Genomic DNA, 22692 nt, shown 5'->3' on the forward strand with positions numbered 1-22692 from the left:
CGATCCACCCATACCGATAGGCCCGGGCACCCGGGGAGGACCGGGGTCTATCGACGAATATATATAGAACCTCTGAACAAACCTAACGAACAAAGGAGGATTATACAATGCTTGCTGGACAGCCCATCGTTATTTTGCGGGACAACGTTGAACGTACGCGCGGATTTGAGGCGCAGCGCTCGAATATCATGGCCGCAAAGGCAATTGCGGCCGCCGTTCGGACGACGCTCGGTCCCCGGGGAATGGACAAGATGCTGGTCAGCTCCAGCGGTGATGTGGTGATCACGAACGACGGGGCAACCATCCTGCACGAGATGTCCGTGCAGCACCCCGGCGGCAAGCTGGTCGTGGAGGTTGCCGAGACCCAGGACGACGAGGTCGGCGACGGCACCACGACCGCGACCGTGCTCGTCGGATCGCTGATGGAGGAGGCGGAAGATCTGCTCGCCCAGGAGGTTCACCCCACAATCATCGCGCAGGGTTACCGGCTCGGCATGGAACAGGCCCTCTCGATCCTCGACGAACTGGCCATCACGGTCGGGTTCGACGACCGCGAGAATCTCCTCAAACTCGCCGACACCGCCATGACCGGCAAGTCCATCGAAGCGGCCAAGGAGAAGATCTCCGGCATCGTGGTGGACGCGGTGCGGCAGGTCGCCGTCAGGAACGACGACGGCACCTACTCCGTGGACGAGGACGACGTCAAGATCAAGAAGCAGGTCGGCGACACGATGCGCGACGCTAAGTTGATCCGGGGCGTCGTCATCGACAAGAAGCGTGTCTTTGAGCAGATGCCTGATGCGGTCACGGACGTTAAAGTGGCCCTGCTCGCCCAGCCGCTCGAGGTCACGAAGACTCAGGTGAAGTCGAAGATCAAGATCACTACTTCCGACCAGATGAAGGCGTTTACCGAGCAGGAACGCGAGTCACTCCGGAAACTCGCCGAGCAGGTCGTTGCCTCCGGCGCAAACGTCGTTCTCTGCCAGAAAGGGATCGCCGACGCGGTGCAGTATTACCTCGCGAAGCACGGCGTCTACGCCCTTGAAGACGTGAAGGAAGAGGATATGAAGTTTGCCGCGAAAGCGCTCTGCGGCACTATCGTGAACAAGCCCGACGAACTCACCGCGGCGACGCTCGGCCACGCGGAAGCAGCCGAGGAAGTCCCCGACGCCGATCTCACCGTCATCTCCGGCTGCGAGAACCCGAAAGCCGTCACGATCCTTCTGCGGGGCACCTCCCAACTCCTGGTGGACGAACTCGAGCGGGCGGTCTACGATGCAGCCAGGGTCGTTCAGGACGCCATCGAGGACAGCAAATTCCTCGTCGGCGGCGGCTCGGTGGAGACCGAACTCCAGATACGCCTCCGCGACTACGCCGCAACCGTCGGCGGCCGGGTCCAGCTCGCCATCGAGGCGTTTGCAAATTCTTTCGAGGTCATTCCGAGGACGCTTGCGGAGAACTCCGGGTTCGACACGATCGACAAGGTCGTCGCCCTGAGGAAGGCCCACGCCGACGGCGCGAAGCACACCGGGCTCAACGTCTATACCGGCGAGGTTATGGATATGCGGGAGGCCGGCGTCATCGAGCCCCTGCGGGTGAAGACCCAGGCGATCAAGAGCGCGACCGAGACGGCCATGCTCCTCGTCCGCGTCGACGATATGATGGTTACCCAGTCCGGAAAAAAGGCGGGCGCAGCGGGCGCACAGTAAGTTGACCGCATGAGGAGGCCGGCACTTTCCGGCCCTTCTTCTTCGATCCTTTTTATTCTGCGGCAGGCTTCCTTCCGTGATAGAGGTGAGCCCCGCGAGGCTATCGCGATACCATTATAGCCGAAGAGCCCAAATACTGTAGGCTGATTCTGTGCCGAGGTAGTCTAGTCCGGGAAGGCGGTGGCCTCGAAAGCCACTGGTGTTCGGCACCTCGGGAGTTCAAATCTCCCCCTCGGCGTCCATTTTTGATGGTTTGACCTGGAAATTTCACCGCTATCCGATCCTTGCTCTATGTCCGGCCAATCTGGAGCCGGTTACTGCCGTCCCGGGTTAGCCACGTCGCTTGCCGTTGCTTGCGTCCGCAGTAAAAGGAAGGAGGGGAGCCTTTCACAGACAGGCCACCGGGTGAACCGTGCCGGCGCTCGCGCGATCTCCCACACACCGGCCCCCGCAGGTGACCCCGGGAAAGGGGAACTGTCGGACCATGGCCCGGGGCGAAGTCGCGGAAGGTCCGGGGTTTCCTCCGACGGTGAGTGGACACCCGTCAACTGCTCACGGAGCGGTTCCCGCGGACCACGTCATCCGGATGGGTTCCATGGAGGAGGTATCGAAGAGTGGGACGGCGCTCATCTGCAGTATCGGGGTCTCGATCCCGCAACCCTTCTCACTGTTGCAGTGCTCGCACATCGTCTGGTAATTCTCAAGGGAGGAGGGGCCGCCTTTGCACTTCGGGACGATATGGTCCTTCGTGAACATTACCTCTCTCCCGTTTTTGATCCCGTAAAGGTTCAGGCGATACTCGTCAGCCTCGCAGAACCGCTCCAGAGCGAAGTACCGGGCTTTGAGTCCGCAACAAATACAGACTGTCCCCGAATACAGGAAGCAGCGCATCCGATCGGAAGCCATGTTGACGAGGACGCCCTCGAATCGAACATGGTGCCGGTTCCCGACTCGCTCCGAGAGGTCGGAGACGAAGGGCATGACGGCATCGACCGGATACGTGCCGAGCCGATCCCTTACGCGACACGGTTTTTTCACTCTCCGGGCACGGGCCGTAGTAGCCGGTCTCCCCGAATGCCGTGAACCTCTTCCCGGGGTTGGTCCGGTTCGGCTATGGACATCCCGTGGCGGGAGGCCCGCCTTCGCAAAGCCGGAAGCGACGAAACGCGATGATGAATGCCCGGGTTTCACAACGGTCCATGTACCGTCCCGATTTTCCAACGGTGCATTCATTCCTTTGCATATACCCTTCTTACGCACCGTAGCGCCCCGCCTGCCGTATCATTGCCATGGTGTGCCCGTCAGAACTCTATCAAGGGTCTGGTTGCAGAGTCGGTCGGCAATCTGTACGCCGGGTTCCGTCCGTCGGACGTGGCAGAAACGAACTCTCTCATGCCCTATCTGCTGCACCAGGTCGGCAATGAGCTCACGAAGCCGCAGATGAGTACGGCACGTACACACGCTTTCGCCGGTGATCTGCCGGATAGCCACCTGACTATCGCTGTAAAGGGCAACGTTCTTCCTGGGGTCGTGTTCCGCCAGGGAGCGAAGCGCGTGGATGATGCCCCAGTACTCGGCCTCGTTGTTCGTTGCGACGCCGATGTAGCCGGAATCCTGCATCACCCGTGAGAATGCGTCAAAAGAGTCGAATCTGACATACGCCCACGCGGAGTCGCCCGGGTTGCCTCGGCAAGCCCCGTCGGTGTAGATCCGCGAGTACATACAAAACTATAGTACGGCCTTCAAAACTATATAGTTATCCGCCCCCGGTATGCCGTCCATGGCGGTGCGGTGTGGAGAGGGGTGAACGGGACTACCGCTTCGCTGCAGCGGCAATGAACCGGGAGAGCCCCAGGACTCGACTGATCATCCGTGGCCACTTTGCGAATCTTGGGTCTACCCTGTCGGCGCGTCGTAGCGCGGTGCGGATGCAGAAGACGCTCCGAAAAGCAGGGGCAACGATGACGATGCCGCCCCGGCTCCATAGCGTGGTGCCGGACGACGGGTGTTTTATTGGAGTACGATCCAAACAGATAACGGCAGATATGATGAAGAAATCCCCGGCAACATTCATGGACGGCACGGTCCCCGCCGGTCTCCTCGCCTCCGTGCGGGAGCGGCGGCCGCTGGTGCACCACATCACGAACAGCGTCACGATCAACGACTGTGCGAACATCACGATCTGCACCGGGGCCGCCCCGGTGATGGCCGAAGCCCCCGAGGAGGTCGCCGAGATGGTCGCCGCCGCCGGCGCTCTCGTCCTCAACATCGGGACGCTCTCCGCCGTGCAGGTGGAGGCGATGCTCATCGCCGGCCGCCGGGCGAACGAACTCGGCATCCCGGTCGTCGTCGACCCGGTCGGTGCGGGGGCAACGACGTTCCGGACCGGGACCGTGCAGCGTCTCCTCGAGGCCCTCGACGTCGCCGTCCTGAAGGGGAACGCCGGGGAGATCGGTGTCCTTGCCGGGACCGGCGGGAGCGTCCGGGGGGTCGATTCCGGCGGGGTTGCAGGCGACCCCGTCGAGACGGCGCGGGAGTGCGCCCGGGTCACCGGGACCGTGGTGGCGATGACCGGAGAGGTCGATATCGTCGTCGATGGAAAACGGGCATACCTGGTCAGAAACGGCGACCCGGCGATGGACCGCCTCTCCGGGACGGGGTGCATGGCCGCATCGATGGTCGGGGCGTTCGCCGCGGTCGCCGACGATTACGCGGTCTCGTCGGCGGCGGCGCTTGCAGCCTTCGGCCGGGCCGGGGAGCGGGCCGCTATGGCAGGAGCGCGCGGCCCCTACTCGTTCCGGACGGCGCTCTTCGATGAACTCGCCGGGCTTGAGCCCCGGGACCTCGCGGAGCACGCGCGGATCGAGGAGTTGTGATGGCGTATGACCTCTACGTGATCACCGACGAGGAAATCGGGCGCGGCCTCTCCCACGCGGAGATCGCCCGCCGCGCCGTCGCCGGCGGCGCTGACGTGGTCCAGCTCCGCGAGAAGAGGCTCTCCGGCCGGTCTTTCTTCAATGCGGCGGTCGCCGTCCGCGAGGTAACCCGGGAGGCAGGAGCGCTCTTCATCGTGAACGACCGTCTGGACGTGGCCCTCGCGGCCGGCGCCGACGGGGTCCACCTCGGCGCAACCGACCTCCCCATAGAGCAGGCCCGGCGTCTCGCCCCGCCGGGGTTCATCGTCGGGGCATCGGTCGGGTCCGTCGCCACGGCGGTCCTGGCCGCGGAGGAGGGGGCCGACTACGTGGCGCTCAGCCCGACGTTTTCGACCACGTCGAAGGACGATGCGGGGCCAGGCCACGGGCTCGCCACCCTCTCGGCGGTCCGTTCCGCGGTCTCTCTCCCGCTCGTCGCCATCGGCGGGATCACCGCGGGGAACGTCGCCGACGTCATCGCCGCCGGGGCGGACGGGGTCGCGGTCATCTCAGCGGTCGTCGGGCAGGACGATGTCACCGCCGCCGCACGGGACCTCCGGAGCCGGATCGCCGCCGCAAAGGCGAGAAGCCGCTAACTCTTTCTTTAGGAGTTCCGGAGAGGGGGGACGGCAACGGAGGCTTCCGGTGGAGATCAACGCCCGGACATCGGCCGCCATCCCGGGTCTGCTTCCCATTTCCGATAAAACCGCCCGACAGGTCCTCCGGAGGAGAGGCATGGGTTCATACAGCCGGCGATACCATTCCCCGCGGTCCTGCCCGAACACAAACCCTCTTTGTCCCGCCCGGAGAGTGGTACGCATGACAGAGATCGTATTCAACCCCATCGGCACCGTCCATTCCCCCTTCCAGGACCCGCGCGACATGCCGATCCAGCCCATCGGCGCCCGGGGCGTCCGGGGCAGGATCGAACTCGACCCGGCCTACACCGCCGGATTAAAGGACCTCGAAGGGTTCTCCCGCGTCATCCTCCTCTACCACCTCCACCGCTCGAAGGGGTACGCACTCGAGGTCGTGCCGTTTCTCGATAAAACGCCCCACGGCATATTTGCAACCCGGGCGCCCCGCCGCCCGAACGCTATCGGGCTTTCCGTCCTCAAACTTGTCCGTGTCGACGGCGCAACGCTTACCGTCGAGGATGTGGATATTCTGGACGGCACCCCGGTCATCGACATCAAGCCCTACGTCCCGGCGTTCGACGCCTATCCCGACGAACGTGCCGGGTGGCTTGCCGCGACATGTGAGACCGCACGCACCATGCGGTCGGACGACCGGTTCTGTTAATGGGAAAGAGATCGGGTAAACCAAAAAACATTAACATTAGACATAGGTAAATTGCAGTACTTTAATACAGCCGAAATGGATATTATATCCATGACAGGAAAAGCCGTCACACTGATAGCCATCGTTATCCTCGTCGCCTTTCTCTGTACGGCGGGATGCACCACCCAGCCGTCGGCCACGGTCACCACCGACGACAACACCAACATCACGCTGCTCGTCTACTCCGGCGCAGGCCTCAAGAAGGCGATGACCGAGATCGGAGAGGTGTTCACCGAGAACTACGGTATCGGTGTCGATTACACCTTCGCCGGATCGGGCACGCTCATCACCCAGATGGACCTCTCCCGAAAGGGCGACGTCTTCATTCCGGGCGGGACACCCGATTACCGGATCGCACAGGAGAAAGACCTTGTCGAAGAGCCCGGGTACGTCGCCTACCATGTCCCGGTGATCGCCGTCCAGAAGGGGAACCCCCACAACATCACGTCGGTGAACGACTTTGCCCGGCCCGGGCTGAAGATCGCGCTCGGCGGCGTGAACACCACCGCGATTGGAAGAGCCGGCGACAAACTCTTCCAGAAACTTGGCATCCTCGACGCCGTCGAAGCAAACGTCGTCCTCCGGGCGCCGACGATCAACGAAGTGGTGGTGGCGATGAACATGGGCACCGCCGATGCCGCGCTCCTCACGCTGGACCAGATAAACCCCGGGACGATGGACACCATCGACATCCCGCAGGAGAACGGTCTCACCCTCATCGTCCCGATAGGGGCGACTACCTTCACAGAACATCCCGACGCCGCCCAAAAATTCGTCGAGTTCGTCACCTCCGACGAAGGAAAGGCGATCTTTGCAAAGCACGGGTTCCCGACCTACCCCGACCCGGCGTATATGGGCATTGAGCCATGATCGGTACGGACTACACCTGTCGGGCTATCGGCGTCGTCCGGACGCCGTTCTCCGACCCGGCCGCCGCCCCTATCCAGGCGGCCTTCTCCACCGCCCGCGGGACAGGGGAGGTCTTCCCCGAGTTCCGGGACGGGCTCTCGGCACTTGCGGGGTTCTCCCACCTTATCCTCATCTACCGGTTCCACCGGGCCGCCGGTGAAGAACTCAGCGAACGTCCGCTCATCGACGGCGCGGAGCCGCACGGCATCTTCGCCACCCGGCACTTCAACCGCCCGAACCGGCTCGGACTCTCGGTCGTCAGGCTCGCCGGGATCGACGGCGCCGTGCTCGCCGTCGAGGGCGTCGACCTCCTGGACGGGACGCCGGTCCTCGACATCAAGCCCTATATCCCGGCGTTCGACAGCGTCCCCACTGCCGCCTCCGGGTGGGTGACCCCGCAGCACGTAGAGCAGATCCGGAGACGGAGCGCTTCCTTCAAGGTTGATTAGCCGTGCTTGCCGACCGGGGCGCCCGTCCCCGCCGAACCCCGTTTAAAATCCTCTTTCTCACCGTCCTCTTCGTCCTGATCGGCTACATGGCCGTCGTCCTCGCCGGCCTCGTGGCCTACCCGCCGCTGCCGGCCCTCATCGAGAGCCTGGCATCCCCGGAGATCATCGCTGCGGTCGAACTCTCCCTCGCCACCTCGGTGGTCTCCACCGCCCTCTGCACTCTCGTGGCCGTCCCGGCCGCTTACTCCCTCGCCCGGTTCTCGTTCCCCGGCAGGTGGATCGTAAACACCCTGGTGAACCTCCCGCTCGCCCTCCCGCCGCTCGTCGCCGGCGTGGCGCTGCTCATCTTCTACGGCCCGTCGACGTTCGGGAGGGTGCTCTCGTCCCTGGGGCTCGATATCGTCTACACCCCGCTCGGGATCATCGCCGCTCAGTTCTTCGTCAACGTGCCCTACATGATCCGGGTCGTGCGCTCAGCCTTTGAGACGATCAACCCGCGCTACGAGTACGTCGCCAGAACGCTCGGCTGTACCGAATGGGGCGCGTTCCGGGAGGTCGCCCTCCCCCTGGCCCGGAACGGCCTCGTCGCCGGTCTGGTCATCACCTGGTCCAAGTCCATCGGCGAGTTCGGTGCCGTTCTCATGCTCGCAGGGGCAACCCGGATGAAGACCGAGACCCTGCCCATCGCGCTCTTTCTGAACATGTCGACCGGAGACCTCGACCTCGCCATCGCTGCATCGGTCATCCTGATCGTGATCGCTGTGGCGTCGCTCCTCGTCTTCGAGCGCTACTCCGTCGGCAGCAGGGGGGCCTTCTGATGCTCGAGATCAGGGACCTCTCCCTCTCGCTCGGGGAATTTTCGCTCGACGGTGTGGACCTGACCGTCGCCGACGCCGAGTATTTCATCATCCTCGGCCCGACCGGCGCCGGAAAGACGATACTCCTTGAGACACTCGCGGGGATATACACCCCGAAGACAGGGACGATCACTCTCGACGGCCGCAACATCACCCGCACCGATCCCCGGGACCGGGGGATCGGCATGGTCTACCAGGACTACATGCTCTTCCCCCACCTCACCGTCGGGGAGAACGTCGGGTTCGGCCTCCGGCAGCGGGGGGACGACCCTGCCCGGATACGAGAGACGGTGCGGAAGACCGCAGACCTGCTCGGGATCGGCCGCCTTCTGGAGCGCACACCGGGGACGCTCTCCGGCGGAGAGCAGCAGCGGGCGGCAATCGCCCGGGCGCTCGTTCTCCGGCCCCGCGTCCTGCTCCTGGACGAGCCGCTCTCGGCGCTCGACGCCGTCACCCGGGACCGGCTCCGGAAGGAACTGAAAGCCGTCCACCGTACGACCAAAACAACGGTCGTCCACATCACCCACCACTTCGAAGATATATTTGCCCTCGCCGACCGGGTGGCGGTGATGCAGGGCGGCAGGATCGTGCAGACCGGCACGCCCGACGAGGTCTTTCGGAAACCGGCCACCGAGTTCGTCGCCGCTTTCACCGGCATGGAGAACGTCTACCGCGGTGTCTCACGGGTCCGGGACGGGGAGGCGGCCATCGACCTCGGGGCGATCACCGTCCGGACCGTCACGGCCGTCGAGGGCGACGTCTGCGTCGGCGTCCGGCCAGAAGAGGTGATCGTATCCCGGGAACCGTTCGAGTCGAGCGCCACAAACGTCTTCTCCGGGACGGTGACGGAGGTCCAGCAGAACGGCATGTTCTCGAAGGTCGTCGTGGATGCGGGCCGGCCCTTCGTCGCCGTCCTGACCCGGCAGAGCATCGCACGCCTGGGCCTCGCCGAAGGGGAGCCGGCCTACGTCACCTTCAAGGCTTCCGCAGTCCACGTCTTTGCCAGGTAGCAGGCACAGCATTTCCCCGGGTTCCGATCCACTGGGACACCTGACGGGGATCGGCGAGATCCGGGAGGAAATCGCCTTTGCCACCCGGTTCGGCATATCCATCGATGCGTTCGTCCCCCCTCTTCTCGTCCGGTACTGGGGCGACAGGAGTTGCGCTCCGGAAGAGACCACTGTGATATCGGCCGTGACGAGAACTTCGGCGCTGCCGCCCACGGAGTCTATGCAGTTTGTGTGAAACGGGATACCCGGTATTTTGCCGGTTGTCGCGTTAAAATTGCGGAACGCCCTTCCCTCTGAGCGCCTGCAGTCCCTCCGTCGGGTTGAGCAGGTGCAGCCCGTACCCCTCTTGAAGGGCCTGTTTCGCCGAGCGGATGAGAGGGGTATCCAGAGTGACGAAACTATCCGCCCGATTCAGGATTGCAGTCGTCAGCAACGTTGCGTCCTGGGTCTTTGACTCCCGGATTAGAAAGAGAATCGAGGAGCATATGGACCAGTAGGTGCCGTCTTCCCAGGGTGAGGCCTCCGGGATAATAGTGATCCCATGGTTCTCGAAGAGTGTATCGAAGGAAGCAAGCGTCAATCCGTAGATATGCTCGTAGCACTCTTCTGGGATCTGCGGGTTATTTCGGGAGTCCCTCCACCGTGAAATCGGGATGCCGCCTTTGAACAGGAGGATACTGCGCACTTCACTCGGATTGACGAAAAGAGTTCATTTGTCGCCAGTGCGGAGACATAGAATTCGTCCGGCAATCCGTTCCTTCGTTGCCGCACAATTTCGTCGATAAACATCAACGAAGTTTGATATCGTCCAAGGTAGACATTGAGAAAATCGCAAGGAAGTTTCAGCTGCTCACAAAAAAACTTCAGGACACCGCCCTCACCGAGCACCCAGTGCGCAAGAACGTTCGTATCGATGAACCAGATGTTCCCAGAAATGCTTGTGGCCTCCAAAATAGGTTACTTCGAAGATTTTTTCTTTTTTGAACTCCATAAACCCTGAATCTGTCCGGCAGTCCCGTATTTGCTTGAGTGTTGCCGGACCTCATAATATTTGCCGGTCACAGGGTTGTAGATCCTCTTTTTCCGGGCAGACGGCATCGTTGTATTACCTCCTCTCATACAACCGAGACATACACTACTTCAGAGCAGAAATATATGAGTTTTCTGATATGGCTCACGTCATACCCGGAAGGCCCCTCATCTTCCGGAAAGTAAAAATAGATACAATTGAGGCCCGGGACCGAACCGTTGCTCTCTAAAGCTTCTTAAACCGGCTCTTCGCCGCGCCGCACCGGGGGCATCGCCAGGTGTCGGGCAGGTCTTCGAAGGCGGTTCCGGGCTTGATGCCGTGAGCGGAGTCCCCGATTGCGGGATTATAGACGTAGCCGCAGAGGGCGCATCGGTATGAATCCATCGCTTTTCACCTTCCGCCCCGACCGGCCGCACGGGGCCGACAGGGACACAGTGTCCCATTTATTTTCGGGCATCGATAAGCGCTTCGGTCAGGAGATCGGGAACGACACCTCCTTACCGGTGCAGCCGTCGAGGAGAATCGAGCGCTCCCCGCGCTCCGATGCAAACCGGACCAGATAGACCGGGTAGTAGATCGTATCGAACCCGACGATCTCCGCCGTCGGCTCAATTCCCTTCAGGATGGTCCGGAGAGAGGACTCCGTGACCTTCGCTTCGGGGGGCGGCCCCCGGAGCGGCTCCATCGGGAGGTCTGTACCCCGCCGGAGGGTGTGCAGGCCCGGAATCTCAGCGGCGAGCAGGGGCACGTAGACCACCGTATCGCCCACCGTCTTCACCTCCGTGATGAGTTTCGCCTCCACGAGGCTTTTTATCGCCTTCTTCACCACACCGGATGCGAGATGGGTGTCCGCCTCGATCTCGGTCATCGTCGAGCCGCCGTTCGCGAGTCCCGAGACGATCTTCACCGCGGCCTCATCGAGCCCCAGGAGGTCCGAAAACCCCGGCCTGACCTTCAGCCCCCGGTCGATCTCGACGACGCAGCCGGTGCAGCCATCGAGGACAAACGACGCCGTCTTCGTCGCTTTCCGGATGAGCCCGCCGATGTAGCGGACCTCCACCCGGTGGAGCGGCCGGTAGACACGTTCCCCCGAGACGATCCGTTCATCGGGCTCCAGGAAGAGGAACCGACGCTTTCGCTTCGTTTTTGCAAGATCGAGCGCCTCCTCACGGAGCAGAACCGGGACCACCGCATCCCCGGCGGCGCGGGGCGCCTCCGGTTCCCCACGTTCCTCCCGGGGCCCGGCGCACGGTTCGGCCGGAGGTGCGGGCACGAGGCGGGGGGTCAGCCCCCGGTGCGCCGTCACCCGCGCACCGAAACGCATCCGCACCTTCTCCCGGGAGAGACCGCCCATCACAAAGAACTCGCCGGGTTCGAGTTCCGCGAGTTCGCCGACCTCCTGCCGGGACGAGAAGAAGAGGCCGACCGCTTTCAGGTCGTTCTCAATCGAGAGTTTCCCGATGATCTGGCTGTTGCACTGCGAGAGGACGTTCTTTGCCACGAGCGACGGCCGCTGGGTCGCGACCAGCAGTCCGAGCCCGCGCTTGCGCCCCCGGCGGGAGATCTCCTCGATCTTCTTGATGGACTCGCCGGACTGGGGGATGAACTTGTCCGCCTCCTCCACAATCAGGAGGTACGGCTGCCTTAACCGGCTTTCGAGGTCGTAGAGGATGTCGGCGAGCGTCGCTACCTTCTCGCGCATATCGATCTCCGAGACGTCGAAGATCACCGCCGTCCGGGAGCAGATCGCGTCCTGCATCAGTTCCCGGATGTTCGTCCGCCCGATATCCGCATCGCAGCCGTCGCCGGAACCGACCCGGACGAGGGAGAACCGGTCTTTGAGCGAGGAGTACTCTCCTTCCGTATCGATGAGGCAGAACCCCACCCGCGCCTGCAGGAGCCGCTCGCAGAGAACCGCGATGCCCCAGCTCTTCCCGGCGCCCGACTGCGCGATGATACAGGTCCTTCCCGTGACCAGTTCCTGAGCATCGACGGCAATCTCCCGGTCGCCGGCCTTCCCGATTACGAGGTCCATGCGTTCAAGAGATCACACGACGGCAGGGATGTTAACGCTTCGCTTAGGTTTCAAGCGTGTCCGATTTTAAAAATCAACAATAATTATCGACCTTTATTCCTCCCGAGCGATAAGAAGACGCCTAAAACCGAGAGGACCGCAAAAGCGAGGAAGAGCAACTGCATGCTCAGGAGGAACTCCGGGAATATCACCGGCGTAACGGTGGTCGACCCCATAACGACCGCAAAGACCACGAGGACCGCTCCCATGCTCAGCATCATCCCGAACGACCGCATCATCGCCGTCATCGCGGATGCGCACCCGTACTCCCGCTTCGTGACAGAGCCCATGATGGCGGTGGTGTTCGGGGACGAGAAGAGCCCGACTCCCACACCCAGCAGGACCAGGAGGGCGAGGATCAGGGAGATCGGCGCCGACTCACCGAGCAGAGCGAAGCCGAAGAGAGCCACAGCCGAGATCCCCATCCCCACCGAGGCGACGAGCCCGGGCTGTATCCGGTCGGCGAGACGGCCGGAGACCGGGGCGACGAAGACCTGGATGATCGGCTGGACCAGGAGCAGTGTTCCTGCAGCGACGGGTTCGTAGCCCCGGATATACTGGAGGTAGAGGGAGAGGAGGAACCCGACCGCATACGTGGCGCTGTAGTTGATCAGGGCGGCACCGTTCGAGGCGGCGAAGACCCGGTTCTTCGCGATGAGGGAAACCGGGAGGAGAGGGCAGGGCTGCCGCCGCTCCACCCGGAATGCGGCAATTCCAAGCAGGAGGGCCGCGACAAGGAGCGCCGCGCCGGTCGGGGTGGTCGCCGAGGCCAGGCCCAGGAAGAGGCAGAGGATCAGAGCGGAAGAGAGGACCATGCCGGGGAAGTCGAAGTCTCCGTGCTGCCGCTCGTTCAGGAACGCCGGGAACTTTCCGGCGTAGAAGAGGGCCGGGACGGCGAGGAGCGCGGTCGCGATGAAGATGCTCCGCCAGCCGAAGTACTGGGTCAGGGCGCCCCCGAGGAACGGCCCGAGCGAGAGCCCGGCATAGACGGCGGTGACGTTGAGCCCGATCGCGGAACCGCGTTCGCCGGGCGGGTAGAGGTGTGTGATCAGGGCCACGCTGTTTGCGTAGATCAGGGCGCCGCCGGCCCCCTGCAGGAAGCGGAAGACGAGGAGCAGGTCGAGCGAAGGCGTGAAGATGGTGAGGACGGACCCGGCGGTGTAGACGACGACCCCGACCAGAAAGACGGTGACCCTGCCCCGGGTGTCGCCGAGCCTGCCTGCCGGGAGGAGGAAGATGACCGACGAGAGGAGGTAGGCGCTGGAGATCCAGGCGAGCATTGCGGCGTCGGCGGAGAACTCGGCCCCGATGGCAGGCAGGGCGAGGTTGATTGCGGAACCCGTGAACGGATTCAGGAACGTGACGACGGTGACCAGTAACAGGATAAATCTTCGTGAATACGCGTGCCCGTCCTCCTGCTTCACCGCAACTCCTCGTGCCCCGAATATAGGAATATTTGCGCTCGCCGCAAATAAGGGCACTGCCGGCCGTCCACGCCGGATCGATACCCTCCACTGAACGGCACCGGCACAAAACGCCCTTACCGGGGCCGAGAAGAGCCGGGGAAGGTCCCCCTCCCCGGTGTTTGCCGTCCGTTACCGCCGGATCGCCCCGGCAATGGCACCGCCGATCAGGGAGAGTATCCCCTGGTAGATGAACGCCACGACGATGAGGACTATCGACGTCCCGAGGCCTGCAATGAACCCGAATGCCCCGAGAATAACCGTGCCGCCGACGAGAAGCAGCACCGCGATGATGATGGCGCCGAGGATGCCGGCAAACAGCCCGGCCTTTGCACCGTTTCCAATCCCGCGCCCGGAGATCCAGCCGGCGACGAACCCGCCGACCAGCGGTCCGATGACCGGCAACAGGAAACCGAGAATGAGTCCCACGAGCCACCCGATGATGACACCAGTCCAGAAGTTATTAGCCATACCTTCCTTCACCGCCGGGACTTTGAAGATGTAGTATATAAGAGTAGTGGCCCGGCTTCAGTCAACGGCGGATCCGGGTCCCCGCCCGCCCGGCAAGGGCGGCAGCGGCAGAATCGAGCGAACCGATGGTCACCCGCTCCCCACCGGCCTCGAGGAACCCGATAGCCGCCTCGATCTTCGGCCCCATCGTCCCGGCCGGAAACTGCCCGGCCGCGAGGTGCCGCCTTGCCTCCGCAACCGTCATCTCGCGGAGGTCCCGCTGACCCGGCCGCCCGTAGTTTACGGCAACGCGTTCGACGTCGGTCAGGATAAGCAGGTCGCCGGCGCCGACAAGCCGGGCGAGGAGCGCCGCAGTGTAGTCCTTGTCCACCACCGCTTCGACTCCCCTGAGGGTGCCTCCGGGACCCGCGACTACCGGGACACCCCCGCCGCCCGCGGCGATCACGACCGCTCCGGCCGAACAGAGCCGGGCAATCGCCTCCCCCTCCACGAGGGCTATCGGACGCGGCGAGGGGACCACCCGACGGTAACCCTGCCCCGGGATCTGCGTCATCCGCCAGCCCTTCTCGTTCTCGAGCCGTCTCGCCTGCATCGCGGTATAAAACGGGCCGATAGGTTTCTCGGGGGTTTGAAACGCCGGGTCGACAGCCGCGACGAGGGTCTGGGTGAGCACCGTCGCAACCGGGCAGTCCATTCCGGCCGCGAAAAGAGCCTCCTGCAGCGACTGCTGGAGCAAGTAACCGATCATCCCCTGGCTCTCCGCCCCGCAGACGTCGAGCGGCATCGGCGGGAGAGTATCCTTCGCGAGTTCGTTCTTGAGGAGGATGTCCCCCACCTGGGGGCCGTTCCCGTGGGTGACGGCGACGGCGTAGCCGTCTCCCGCAATCCCCGCGATGTGCCGCACGGTCCTCCGGACGTTCGCGAACTGCTCTTCGGCCGTCCCCGTCTCCCGGTGGCGGAGGATGGCGTTGCCGCCGAGCGCGATCACCACGGCCTTCCCGGGCATCACCCTACCCCCGCTCCAGGGTGCAGGTCATGCAGTGGGGGCCGCCGTAGCCTCCCGTCAGGTTTTCAAGACGGAGCGGGCAGACCTCGATATCGTGCCGGTAGAACTCCGCCTTGTGCGGGAAGACCTGCCCCTCGTTCCGGACCCGGCGGTGATCCTCCTTTGCCTGCAAAAAGAGCCGTCCGTAGCGCCGCGGATCGCGGGCGGCCTTCCGCTCCAGGTTCCGGAGCACCGTCCGCATCACGCGTTCCCCCTCCACTGCAAGGATGCTCCCGTCCCGGACGCAGAGGACGTTTGCGGCGTAGGCGAGCTGCTCCAGGATCGAGAGGTCGATCACGGAAAACCCCTTTGACCGGACGTAGTCGTAGAGGTTCGCGACCTCGCCCGACGGCTCGTAGCCGCCGCCCGCCCTCTGGTAGACATCGACCCGCGCCCGCCGGAGGAGGACCGCAGAGCCGATCACCACGCCGCTCCCCGCGACGTTGAAGTAGGTATCGAGGTGCATATCGACCATCGGGTCGGGCCGGTCGCCCGGGATGAGCGGGTGACCGGGCTGGCGGACGACGCCGATCTCGTCGAACCCCGGGGCGCAGCCGAGGAACTGACGTATCCCGTCCTGGTTTGTCCGGTCGCCGGTGCCGACGAGAGCGAACTCCCCCATCGGCATGAAGTCGCCGCCCTCAAACGTTCCCGGCTCCTGCACCGCCCCGACGACCGGGACGCCGAGGACCTCCCAGAGGAGCCGGGTGAACCCGGGTTCCCGGGTCCGCTGCCGTTTTGCCGGCCGGGCGACAACAAGACCGCAGTCGGTCACCGCCTGCTGGTCGCGCATGAAGTAGAGGTTTGCAAGCGGCTCCTGCCCCAGTACCCGGACATCCACCCCTCCCCGCCCCACCTCGATGACCGGGTTCAAGAGAAGGAGCGTGAAGAAGTGCTGAGAATCCAGGGCATCGGCGTTCTCCGCCATGCTCCGGCGGGCCTCCTCCACCTCCCGCTTCCCGCCCCGGAGGGTGACGGTCTCGTATGCCAGATCAACGAGTCGCCGGCGCACCGCCGGGTCGTGGTCGGCGGCATCGAGGATCGTCTCCTTGAACCGGAGCACCCGGACCCCGAACTCCTCCCGGAGGGTGCGTTCGAGGTGATCGTGCTCCCGGCGCGCTTCGTAGCGGCTGAACGCCCTCTCGTAAAGTGCCGCATACGGCTCCAGCAGCCCGAAAAACATCTCGATCCCCGGACGGTGGATGACAACCTTCCGGAGGGTGTCCCACTCCGCCCGCACTCCCGCTGCCATCCCGCTCACCGCCCGCGCCGGGGAGCGGCAAAGAAATACGCGATCATCACGCCGACGGCCGTCGCGACCGCGAGTTCCCAGTTCACCCTCCCGCCGACGGCGAAACTGATTCCGGCAAAGACGGCAAACGCAAGCACGCCATAGAGGAGGAGTTTAACGTATCGATGCATCCGGGGGACACCCTCACCCGAGGAGGGGATAAACCTGTCGCGGCCCGGGCACCGGGGTCGAGGGCGGCTCGCCTCCGGCTCCGCAGAGATAAAACCGTAAGAATTATTATTCGAGGGAACAACCGGGACGCAGGAAATATTATCCATCACGGAGGTGTTCACATGAGGATCCGACGCTACAAACCCCCGATCTCAACGACCGTAAAACCGTTCAGAATAGTGCGACGACTGCAGCGCAACCCGACCTACATCCCGCTCAGGATCGGCCCGGCGGTGAACGCCGCCGTTCTCGCGGCCCTTTCGGCGACATCGGCAATGTCGGGGATGATCCTCGGGTTCTGCATGCGCCTCGCGGGGCTTTGACGCCCCGGCCGGGAGCCTCTCTTTTCCGTCCGTCACAGACCGATAAGATCCATTACCCAGAACCCGAACCGGACCAGCCCCAGCCGCAACGTCCCGATGAAGGTCTCTCCCTTGATCGTGACGGTGCCGTTTTGCATCGCCGCCCGGAAGGCATCGAACGGCCGGTCGGACACCATGACCTCCTCCACCGTCTCCGGATCGGTGGTCACCGTGACGATCGGGTCCGGGCAGCCCTTTGCATCGAACTGGACGATCTTGCCGTCCTTGAAGGTGATCCCGATGACCAGCACGCCATCGGGGGACTCGACGTGGAGGTCGACTCTCTCGTTCTCGAACGGCCCGGTCACCCATCCCGGGAGACGGTCGGCATATTCGTTGTAAGTCAGGGTATACTCCCGCATCGCAAAGAGGAGGTTCACCTCTTCCGGGGTCAGATCGGCGTTGTCGACCACGAGTCCGCCTCCCGCCGTCACAAGCGCCAGCACCGCAAGGAAGGCAACAGCCGCCCGAAGGGACGAAGTCATCGCCGCTCACTCCCCCGTTCTTTCTCCGGGAGCATCCGCTCTTCCCGTTTCAGCACGCTGGCGCCGAGAGCGGCGCTATAGACCGGAGGGGCTCCCGGACCGCCGTTGTCGTGGAGAAGATCGCAGTCGCGCATACCATCTCTGAGAGGGGATGGGGAGGTTCTGGTATTTTTGAATTGCTGTTGGGACCGGCCGCAGGAGGGATGCCGAAACGGTAAAACCGTCCCGGACCCGCACCCTGAGGCGAGACGGAGCGAAGGCCCCGGAGACCGCGCAAACATCCCGGCGGTCCGGTGCATAGCGACAGGGAAAAGGAGATATGACGGCGCTGTGTATGTAGGAATACGGGAGCGGATGGTGGCCGATGGGAGAGGACAATATCATCGAAGTGCAGGACCTCGAACATACGTTCAACGGCTTTGCCGCGGTGCGCGGAATCAGTTTTGCCGTCAAAAAAGGCGAGATATTCTCCTTCCTCGGCCCCAACGGCGCGGGCAAGAGCACCACCATCAACATCCTGACGACGCTCCTTCCCCTCCAGAAAGGCACGGTGCGGGTGGCCGGCCATGACGTCGCACGAGCGCCCGAACAGGTCCGGAAATCCATCGGCATCGTCTTCCAGGAGAACGTGCTCGACCGCGACCTCACCGTCCGGGAGACGATGGAGTTTCACGGGCGGCTCTACGCCATCCCCCGCGACGAGCGGCGGCGGCGGATCGACGACCTGCTCCGGGTCGTGGAGCTCGAAACTAAACGGGACGAACTGACGAAGAATCTCTCCGGCGGGATGAAACGCCGGCTCCAGATCGCGCGCGGCCTCTTAACCCGGCCGACGGTCCTCTTCCTGGACGAACCGACGCAGGGGCTCGATCCCCAGACGCGGATGCGGATATGGGAGTACATCCGGCAGGTGAACGGGGCCGGGACGACGATCTTCCTGACGACACACTACATGGAGGAGGCCGATATGCTCTCCGACCGGATCAGCATCATCGACCACGGAGAGATCATCGTCTCCGGCACACCGGAGGAGCTTAAAAACACCCTCGGCGAGGATGTCGTCTACCTGGAGACCGGGGACGACCGAAAAGCGCGGGAAGCCCTCGGGGGGATCGGGGAGATCCGGTCGGTCACGAAGTCGCCCCGGGGCCTCTCAATCACAATCTCGACCGACGGGAGCCGCTGTCTCCCGCAGATCGTCGATGCGGTGCACGGCGCCGGGATCGCTATCAGGAGCATAAACCTCAAGAAACCGACGATGGACGACGTTTTCGTGTATTATACCGGCAGGGAACTGCGGGACACCGGGGTGTGAGCACCACGGCGTGGGAGTTCCTTACCATCTACCGGCGGGAGATGATCCGGTTCGTCCGGTTCAGGACGCAGCTCTTTACATCACTCCTGCAGCCGGCGCTCTGGATGGCGTTCTTCGGCGTCGCGATGTCCTCGAATTTCAACCAGTTCACTTCGGCCATCCCGGTCCCGGCGGGCGTCGTTCCGGTCGACTATCTCACCTTCATGGCCGCCGGAGTGATCGCGATGACGACCCTCTTTACGAGCCTCTTCGGCGGAATCAGCCTCCTTTTCGATAAAAATTGGGGGTTGATGCGGGAGATGCTCGCGAGCCCCATGCCCCGGACCCATATCATGATGGGGGTCAGCCTCTCGGGGATCACGAAATCGTTCATCCAGGTGGGCGTCATCATGGTGTTCGGGGCCCTCCTCGGGGTGCGGTTCTTCTCCGGGTTTTCGGCCGCCCGGCTCGCCCTCGCGGTCCTCGGGATATTCGCGTTCGTCGGCGTCTTTTCGCTCGGATTCCTGCTCTTCTCCTCCGCTCTCTCGATGCGCCTTGAAAGCCCCGAAGGGCTGCAGGGGGTAATAACGCTCCTCACCCTGCCGATCTTCTTCGTCTCGAACGCTCTCTACCCGGTCCAGGCGTTTCCGCCTCTCCTGGAGACCCTCTCGCTCTACAACCCGCTCACGCACCTGGTCAACGGGATCCGCTACTTCGCCCTCGGAGACGACTTCTTCGCCGTCGGCGCCCACTACGCCTACACCACGGCCGACGTCTTCGTATCGTTCGCTTACCTTGCGGTCTTTGCAGCGGTGATGTACCTCCTCGCCCGCTGGACGTTTCAACGGGCGGTGGTTACCTGACCGATGACGGAGAGAGGCTGTCACCGTCTCGAACAATCGGCCGTATCTTTCTTATCCCCTGCAGAAGAAAAATACACAAGAGAGGGGAGCAATGGCAGACGTCTACTTCGCGAATCTCAGGGCAAGGAGCCACCACGAGAGCAAGATTCAGAAGATCCGCCGCCTTTTCGATGCGGCCGGGCTCGGCGAGGTCGTCCGGCCGGGAGACCTTACGGCCGTCAAACTGCACGTCGGGGAGCGGGGGTGCGACACCTACCTGCACCCGGTCTTTGCCCGGCAGGTGGTCGATAAGGTGAAGGAACGGGGGGCGCGCCCGTTCATCACCGATACCGCCACCCTCTACGCGGGGAGCCGGGCCGATGCCGTCGGGCATACCGTCACCGCCATCGAGCACGGCTTCGCCTACGCGGTTGCCGGAGCCCCGGTGATCGTTGCCGACGGCCTTTCGGGCGGCTACTGGAGGGAGGTCGCGGTCGACGGGAAGCACTTCCGGAGCGTCCGGATCGCGGGCAGCATCCTCGACGCCGACAGCATGATCATCCTCTCGCACGTCAAGGGTCACGACACCGCCGGAGTCGGGGGCGCGATCAAGAACCTGGGAATGGGTTGCGCCCCGCCCTCGGGGAAGGCGGAGCAGCACGCCGCCCGGCCGTGCCTGGAGGGGGAGAACTGCATCGGATGCGGTCGGTGCACCCTGGTCTGTCCGCAGGCGGCTATGACGGTCGTTGAAGGAAAGGCGCTCTTCAACCCGGAGCACTGTGTCGGGTGCGGGGATTGCGTGCGCGCCTGTCCCGAGGGAGCGATCGATTTCGACTGGACGACGGAGATCCGGCCGTTCCTGGAGCGGCTCTGCGAGTACGCCCTCGGCGCCGTCCGCGGGAAACCCGGGAGGGTGGGCTACATCAACTTCCTCCTCAACATCACCCCGGACTGCGACTGCCTGCCCTGGAGCGACGCGGCAATCGTCCCGGACATCGGCATCCTTGCATCGACCGACCCGGTTGCGATCGACCGCGCGAGCATCGACCTCATCAACGGCCAGCAGGGGTTCGCCGGGACGCACCTTGCAGCGAACCTTGCGCCGGGAGAAGACAAGTTTAAGGGGGTCTGGGACTACACGGACGACGACTACCAGATCGCTTACGCGGCCGCTATCGGCCTCGGGGAAGCGGTCTACCGTCTGATTGAGGTGTGAGATGACGACCGGAACCGTGGTGCTGCTCTGCGGGAGCCCCCGGCGCGAGGGGAACACCGAACGGGTGCTTGGGGCGTGCGCAAAGGTCCTCGAACGCGAGGGGCTCAGAACCGAGACGGTGCTGCTTGCAGGGCGGCGCATCCTTTCCTGCACCGCCTGCGGGCTCTGCAGCGAGGGGGAGTGCGCCCTCGACGACGACGTAAACGAGATCATCACTATGATCCGGGAGGCGGACGGGTTTATCGTGGGGGCTCCGGTCTACTTCGGGACCGCACGGGGTGACGTTACGGCGGCGCTGCAGCGGATAGGGATGGTCTCGACGGCGTCGGACTCGTTCCTCTCGCGGAAGGTCGGCGGCCCGATCGTTGTGGCGCGACGCGGGGGGCATACCGCAACGCTCCAGGAACTACTGATGTTCTACCTCATGAACGACATGATCGTGCCGGGCTCGACCTACTGGAACATGGTCTTCGGGCTGGAGCCGGGGGAGGCCTTAAACGACGAAGAAGGGATGCGGACGATCCGGCGGTTCGCCGAGAACGTGGCGTTCCTGATCGAAAAACTGCGTTAGAGGTCGGCGCCGGAGAAGAACCTTTTTCATTCTTCCGGGAGAGGGATCACCATGGATCTTTCGTCCGAATCGATCAGCCCGGGTGTCGCGGATACGGCACCCCTGACCCGGCGGGAGATCGCCGACCTCCTGCCGGAAGTCCCGGCCTGGTCGCTCGAAGAGGGGCATCTCTGTGTCCGGTTCGCCTGCAAGGGGTTCAACGACGCCGTAACGCTCCTCCAGGAGATCGCTATGTTTGCCGCGCGGGAGAACCACGTCCCGGATATCGGCATCTGTCGGGGCCGGATCGTGGAGGTCGCCTGGTACACCTACGCCATCGGCGGGCTCTCCCGGAACGACTTTATCATGGCCGCACGGCTCTCCGAACGGCTCCGGGCCCGGCAGGGCGGGACCCTCTAACCGGTGCCGAAGGCCCGCATGACCCGTGCCTTGATGGCTTCTTTCGGGAGCGCACCGACCACCCGGTCGACGAGCATGCCGTTTGAGAAGAACAGGAGCGTCGGTATCGCCGTGACACTGAAACTCATCGCCATCCGTGGGTTTTCATCGACGTTGCACTTGGAAAAGGTCACCCTGCCAGCAAAGTCATGCGCAAGACCCTCGATCACCGGGGCCACCATCCGGCAGGGGCCGCACCATTCCGCCCAGACATCGACGACCAGGGAAGGGTGCTTTCGGAGGGTCTCCTGGAACGTATCGTCGGCGACCTCGATGACACCGCCCCTGTCGCCCCCGAGCCGCGCCTCCATCTCCCGGAGGCGCTCTTCCCGGAGCCGTTGCAGTTCGTCGTCCACCGGTCTTTTTTCATCCATACAGCGGAGGTATGGTCTACGCTCGTATTAAAGATTGGCTGCGAACCGGGGGTCCGTCCGGCACAAAGGGTTATATCCGAATACGTACAATATAGTATACCCGACAGATCGGAAGCGAGGTGGGGTAGTCAGGAAATCCCGGCGGGCTCATAACCCGTAGACCGATGGTTCAAATCCATCCCTCGCTATACTCACTTCTTCAATAATTTTCTGCAATCTTCGATTGATTTCATGTCCGGCGCGAATTCGCACGAGATCGCGCGCTGCTTTGCTGAAAAATCGGGCGGGAGCCAGGCGCGCGGGGCAACCGGGATGCCCGGTTCATCTCCGGGAAACGAAAATGGCGCTTCTTTATCCGGGAAAACAGGAAAAGAA

The 22692-nt window shown here is 63.5% G+C and carries 27 protein-coding genes and 2 tRNA genes; 16 read left to right on the forward strand and 13 right to left on the reverse strand.

Annotated elements, in window-relative coordinates; translation table 11 throughout:
* The first annotated feature begins 107 nt into the window (after positions 1–107).
* Together thsA and BP737_RS09885 are read left to right on the forward strand one after the other, a co-directional pair.
* Positions 108–1709 (forward strand): thermosome subunit alpha, encoded by a 1602-nt coding sequence (gene thsA / locus BP737_RS09880; RefSeq protein ID WP_292406796.1) that lies wholly within the window; start codon positions 108–110, stop codon positions 1707–1709.
* A 153-nt stretch (positions 1710–1862) separates the two neighbouring features.
* Positions 1863–1947, forward strand: a tRNA-Ser gene (locus BP737_RS09885).
* A 314-nt stretch (positions 1948–2261) separates the two neighbouring features.
* Here the strand turns inward: BP737_RS09885 and BP737_RS09890 are convergent.
* A complete protein-coding gene (locus tag BP737_RS09890) occupies positions 2262–2747 on the reverse strand; it encodes an HNH endonuclease (protein WP_292406793.1) in 486 nt (161 codons plus the stop codon).
* A 243-nt stretch (positions 2748–2990) separates the two neighbouring features.
* Complete coding sequence (locus tag BP737_RS09895) at positions 2991–3431, reverse strand: ribonuclease HI (protein WP_292406790.1); 441 nt, start codon at positions 3429–3431, stop codon at positions 2991–2993.
* Positions 3432–3781: 350 nt separating this feature from the next.
* Here BP737_RS09895 and thiM point away from each other — a divergent pair, with 350 nt between their 5' ends.
* The 7 genes from thiM to BP737_RS09930 all read left to right on the forward strand — a co-directional run bounded on the left by thiM (position 3782) and on the right by BP737_RS09930 (position 9190).
* Positions 3782–4585, forward strand: coding sequence for a hydroxyethylthiazole kinase (thiM, locus tag BP737_RS09900; protein WP_342686167.1), 804 nt, complete (start codon positions 3782–3784; stop codon positions 4583–4585).
* Positions 4585–5220: a thiamine phosphate synthase gene (gene thiE / locus BP737_RS09905; protein ID WP_292406788.1), complete on the forward strand. Its 636-nt coding sequence runs from the start codon at positions 4585–4587 to the stop codon at positions 5218–5220. The genes thiM and thiE overlap by 1 nt, the downstream gene beginning before the upstream one ends.
* A gap of 223 nt (positions 5221–5443) precedes the next feature.
* Complete coding sequence (gene tsaA / locus BP737_RS09910; RefSeq protein ID WP_292406784.1) at positions 5444–5926, forward strand: tRNA (N6-threonylcarbamoyladenosine(37)-N6)-methyltransferase TrmO; 483 nt, start codon at positions 5444–5446, stop codon at positions 5924–5926.
* Positions 5927–6016: 90 nt separating this feature from the next.
* The gene (modA, locus tag BP737_RS09915; RefSeq protein WP_292406781.1) at positions 6017–6835 is read left to right on the forward strand and encodes a molybdate ABC transporter substrate-binding protein; all 819 of its coding nucleotides are present in this window, start codon (positions 6017–6019) and stop codon (positions 6833–6835) included.
* Entirely contained in the window at positions 6832–7323 is a 492-nt protein-coding gene (tsaA, locus tag BP737_RS09920; RefSeq protein WP_292406779.1) for a tRNA (N6-threonylcarbamoyladenosine(37)-N6)-methyltransferase TrmO, read from the forward strand. The genes modA and tsaA (BP737_RS09920) overlap by 4 nt, the downstream gene beginning before the upstream one ends.
* A gap of 86 nt (positions 7324–7409) precedes the next feature.
* Positions 7410–8141, forward strand: a complete 732-nt coding sequence (locus BP737_RS09925) for an ABC transporter permease (RefSeq protein ID WP_394339224.1) — start codon at positions 7410–7412, stop codon at positions 8139–8141.
* Entirely contained in the window at positions 8141–9190 is a 1050-nt protein-coding gene (locus BP737_RS09930; protein ID WP_292406773.1) for an ATP-binding cassette domain-containing protein, read from the forward strand. The genes BP737_RS09925 and BP737_RS09930 overlap by 1 nt, the downstream gene beginning before the upstream one ends.
* Before the next feature lie 268 nt (positions 9191–9458).
* On the opposite strand, the gene BP737_RS09935 is transcribed toward BP737_RS09930, so the two are convergent.
* The 8 genes from BP737_RS09935 to BP737_RS09970 all read right to left on the reverse strand — a co-directional run bounded on the left by BP737_RS09935 (position 9459) and on the right by BP737_RS09970 (position 16695).
* On the reverse strand, positions 9459–9875 hold the full coding sequence (locus BP737_RS09935; RefSeq protein ID WP_342686158.1) for a hypothetical protein: 417 nt from the start codon (positions 9873–9875) through the stop codon (positions 9459–9461).
* 570 nt (positions 9876–10445) lie between these two features.
* Positions 10446–10604 carry a rubredoxin gene (locus BP737_RS09940; RefSeq protein ID WP_292406766.1) on the reverse strand — a complete coding sequence of 53 codons (159 nt, stop codon included), beginning with the start codon at positions 10602–10604 and terminating at the stop codon, positions 10446–10448.
* A gap of 88 nt (positions 10605–10692) precedes the next feature.
* On the reverse strand, positions 10693–12255 hold the full coding sequence (locus BP737_RS09945; protein WP_292406763.1) for an ATP-binding protein: 1563 nt from the start codon (positions 12253–12255) through the stop codon (positions 10693–10695).
* A gap of 83 nt (positions 12256–12338) precedes the next feature.
* The gene (locus BP737_RS09950; RefSeq protein WP_292406760.1) at positions 12339–13718 is read right to left on the reverse strand and encodes an MFS transporter; all 1380 of its coding nucleotides are present in this window, start codon (positions 13716–13718) and stop codon (positions 12339–12341) included.
* A gap of 171 nt (positions 13719–13889) precedes the next feature.
* Positions 13890–14228: a DUF5518 domain-containing protein gene (locus tag BP737_RS09955; protein WP_342686159.1), complete on the reverse strand. Its 339-nt coding sequence runs from the start codon at positions 14226–14228 to the stop codon at positions 13890–13892.
* Between the two features lie 61 nt (positions 14229–14289).
* Positions 14290–15234, reverse strand: coding sequence for a carbamate kinase (arcC, locus tag BP737_RS09960; protein ID WP_292406754.1), 945 nt, complete (start codon positions 15232–15234; stop codon positions 14290–14292).
* A gap of 4 nt (positions 15235–15238) precedes the next feature.
* Positions 15239–16525, reverse strand: a complete 1287-nt coding sequence (locus BP737_RS09965) for an arginine deiminase family protein (RefSeq protein ID WP_292406751.1) — start codon at positions 16523–16525, stop codon at positions 15239–15241.
* 5 nt (positions 16526–16530) lie between these two features.
* On the reverse strand, positions 16531–16695 hold the full coding sequence (locus BP737_RS09970; protein ID WP_292406749.1) for a hypothetical protein: 165 nt from the start codon (positions 16693–16695) through the stop codon (positions 16531–16533).
* Between the two features lie 162 nt (positions 16696–16857).
* Between BP737_RS09970 and BP737_RS09975 the strand changes: the two genes are divergently transcribed.
* Positions 16858–17058: a hypothetical protein gene (locus tag BP737_RS09975; protein WP_292406746.1), complete on the forward strand. Its 201-nt coding sequence runs from the start codon at positions 16858–16860 to the stop codon at positions 17056–17058.
* Between the two features lie 32 nt (positions 17059–17090).
* On the opposite strand, the gene BP737_RS09980 is transcribed toward BP737_RS09975, so the two are convergent.
* Together BP737_RS09980 and BP737_RS09985 are read right to left on the reverse strand one after the other, a co-directional pair.
* Positions 17091–17582 carry a hypothetical protein gene (locus BP737_RS09980; protein ID WP_292406743.1) on the reverse strand — a complete coding sequence of 164 codons (492 nt, stop codon included), beginning with the start codon at positions 17580–17582 and terminating at the stop codon, positions 17091–17093.
* Positions 17579–17716: a hypothetical protein gene (locus tag BP737_RS09985; protein ID WP_292406740.1), complete on the reverse strand. Its 138-nt coding sequence runs from the start codon at positions 17714–17716 to the stop codon at positions 17579–17581. The genes BP737_RS09980 and BP737_RS09985 overlap by 4 nt, the downstream gene beginning before the upstream one ends.
* A gap of 230 nt (positions 17717–17946) precedes the next feature.
* On the opposite strand from BP737_RS09985, the gene BP737_RS09990 reads away from it, so the two are divergent.
* The 5 genes from BP737_RS09990 (at position 17947) to BP737_RS10010 (ending at position 21904) form a co-directional block, all read left to right on the forward strand.
* On the forward strand, positions 17947–18897 hold the full coding sequence (locus tag BP737_RS09990; protein WP_292406737.1) for an ATP-binding cassette domain-containing protein: 951 nt from the start codon (positions 17947–17949) through the stop codon (positions 18895–18897).
* Entirely contained in the window at positions 18894–19739 is an 846-nt protein-coding gene (locus BP737_RS09995; RefSeq protein ID WP_292406734.1) for an ABC transporter permease, read from the forward strand. Before BP737_RS09990 ends, BP737_RS09995 begins: the two co-directional genes overlap by 4 nt.
* 91 nt (positions 19740–19830) lie before the next feature.
* Positions 19831–20934, forward strand: a complete 1104-nt coding sequence (locus tag BP737_RS10000) for a DUF362 domain-containing protein (RefSeq protein ID WP_292406731.1) — start codon at positions 19831–19833, stop codon at positions 20932–20934.
* 1 nt (position 20935) lies between these two features.
* Entirely contained in the window at positions 20936–21505 is a 570-nt protein-coding gene (locus tag BP737_RS10005; RefSeq protein WP_292406729.1) for a flavodoxin family protein, read from the forward strand.
* Positions 21506–21556: 51 nt separating this feature from the next.
* A complete protein-coding gene (locus tag BP737_RS10010; protein WP_292406726.1) occupies positions 21557–21904 on the forward strand; it encodes a 4a-hydroxytetrahydrobiopterin dehydratase in 348 nt (115 codons plus the stop codon).
* Here BP737_RS10010 and trxA read toward each other — a convergent pair.
* Positions 21901–22317, reverse strand: a complete 417-nt coding sequence (gene trxA, locus BP737_RS10015; RefSeq protein ID WP_292406723.1) for a thioredoxin — start codon at positions 22315–22317, stop codon at positions 21901–21903. The genes BP737_RS10010 and trxA overlap by 4 nt on opposite strands.
* 113 nt (positions 22318–22430) lie before the next feature.
* On the opposite strand from trxA, the gene BP737_RS10020 reads away from it, so the two are divergent.
* Positions 22431–22505 (forward strand) — tRNA-Met (locus BP737_RS10020).
* Positions 22506–22692 lie beyond the last annotated feature (187 nt).

The sequence above is a fragment of the Methanoculleus sp. UBA291 genome (genome assembly GCF_002499755.1).
Taxonomy (GTDB): Archaea; Halobacteriota; Methanomicrobia; order Methanomicrobiales; family Methanoculleaceae; genus Methanoculleus; species Methanoculleus palmolei.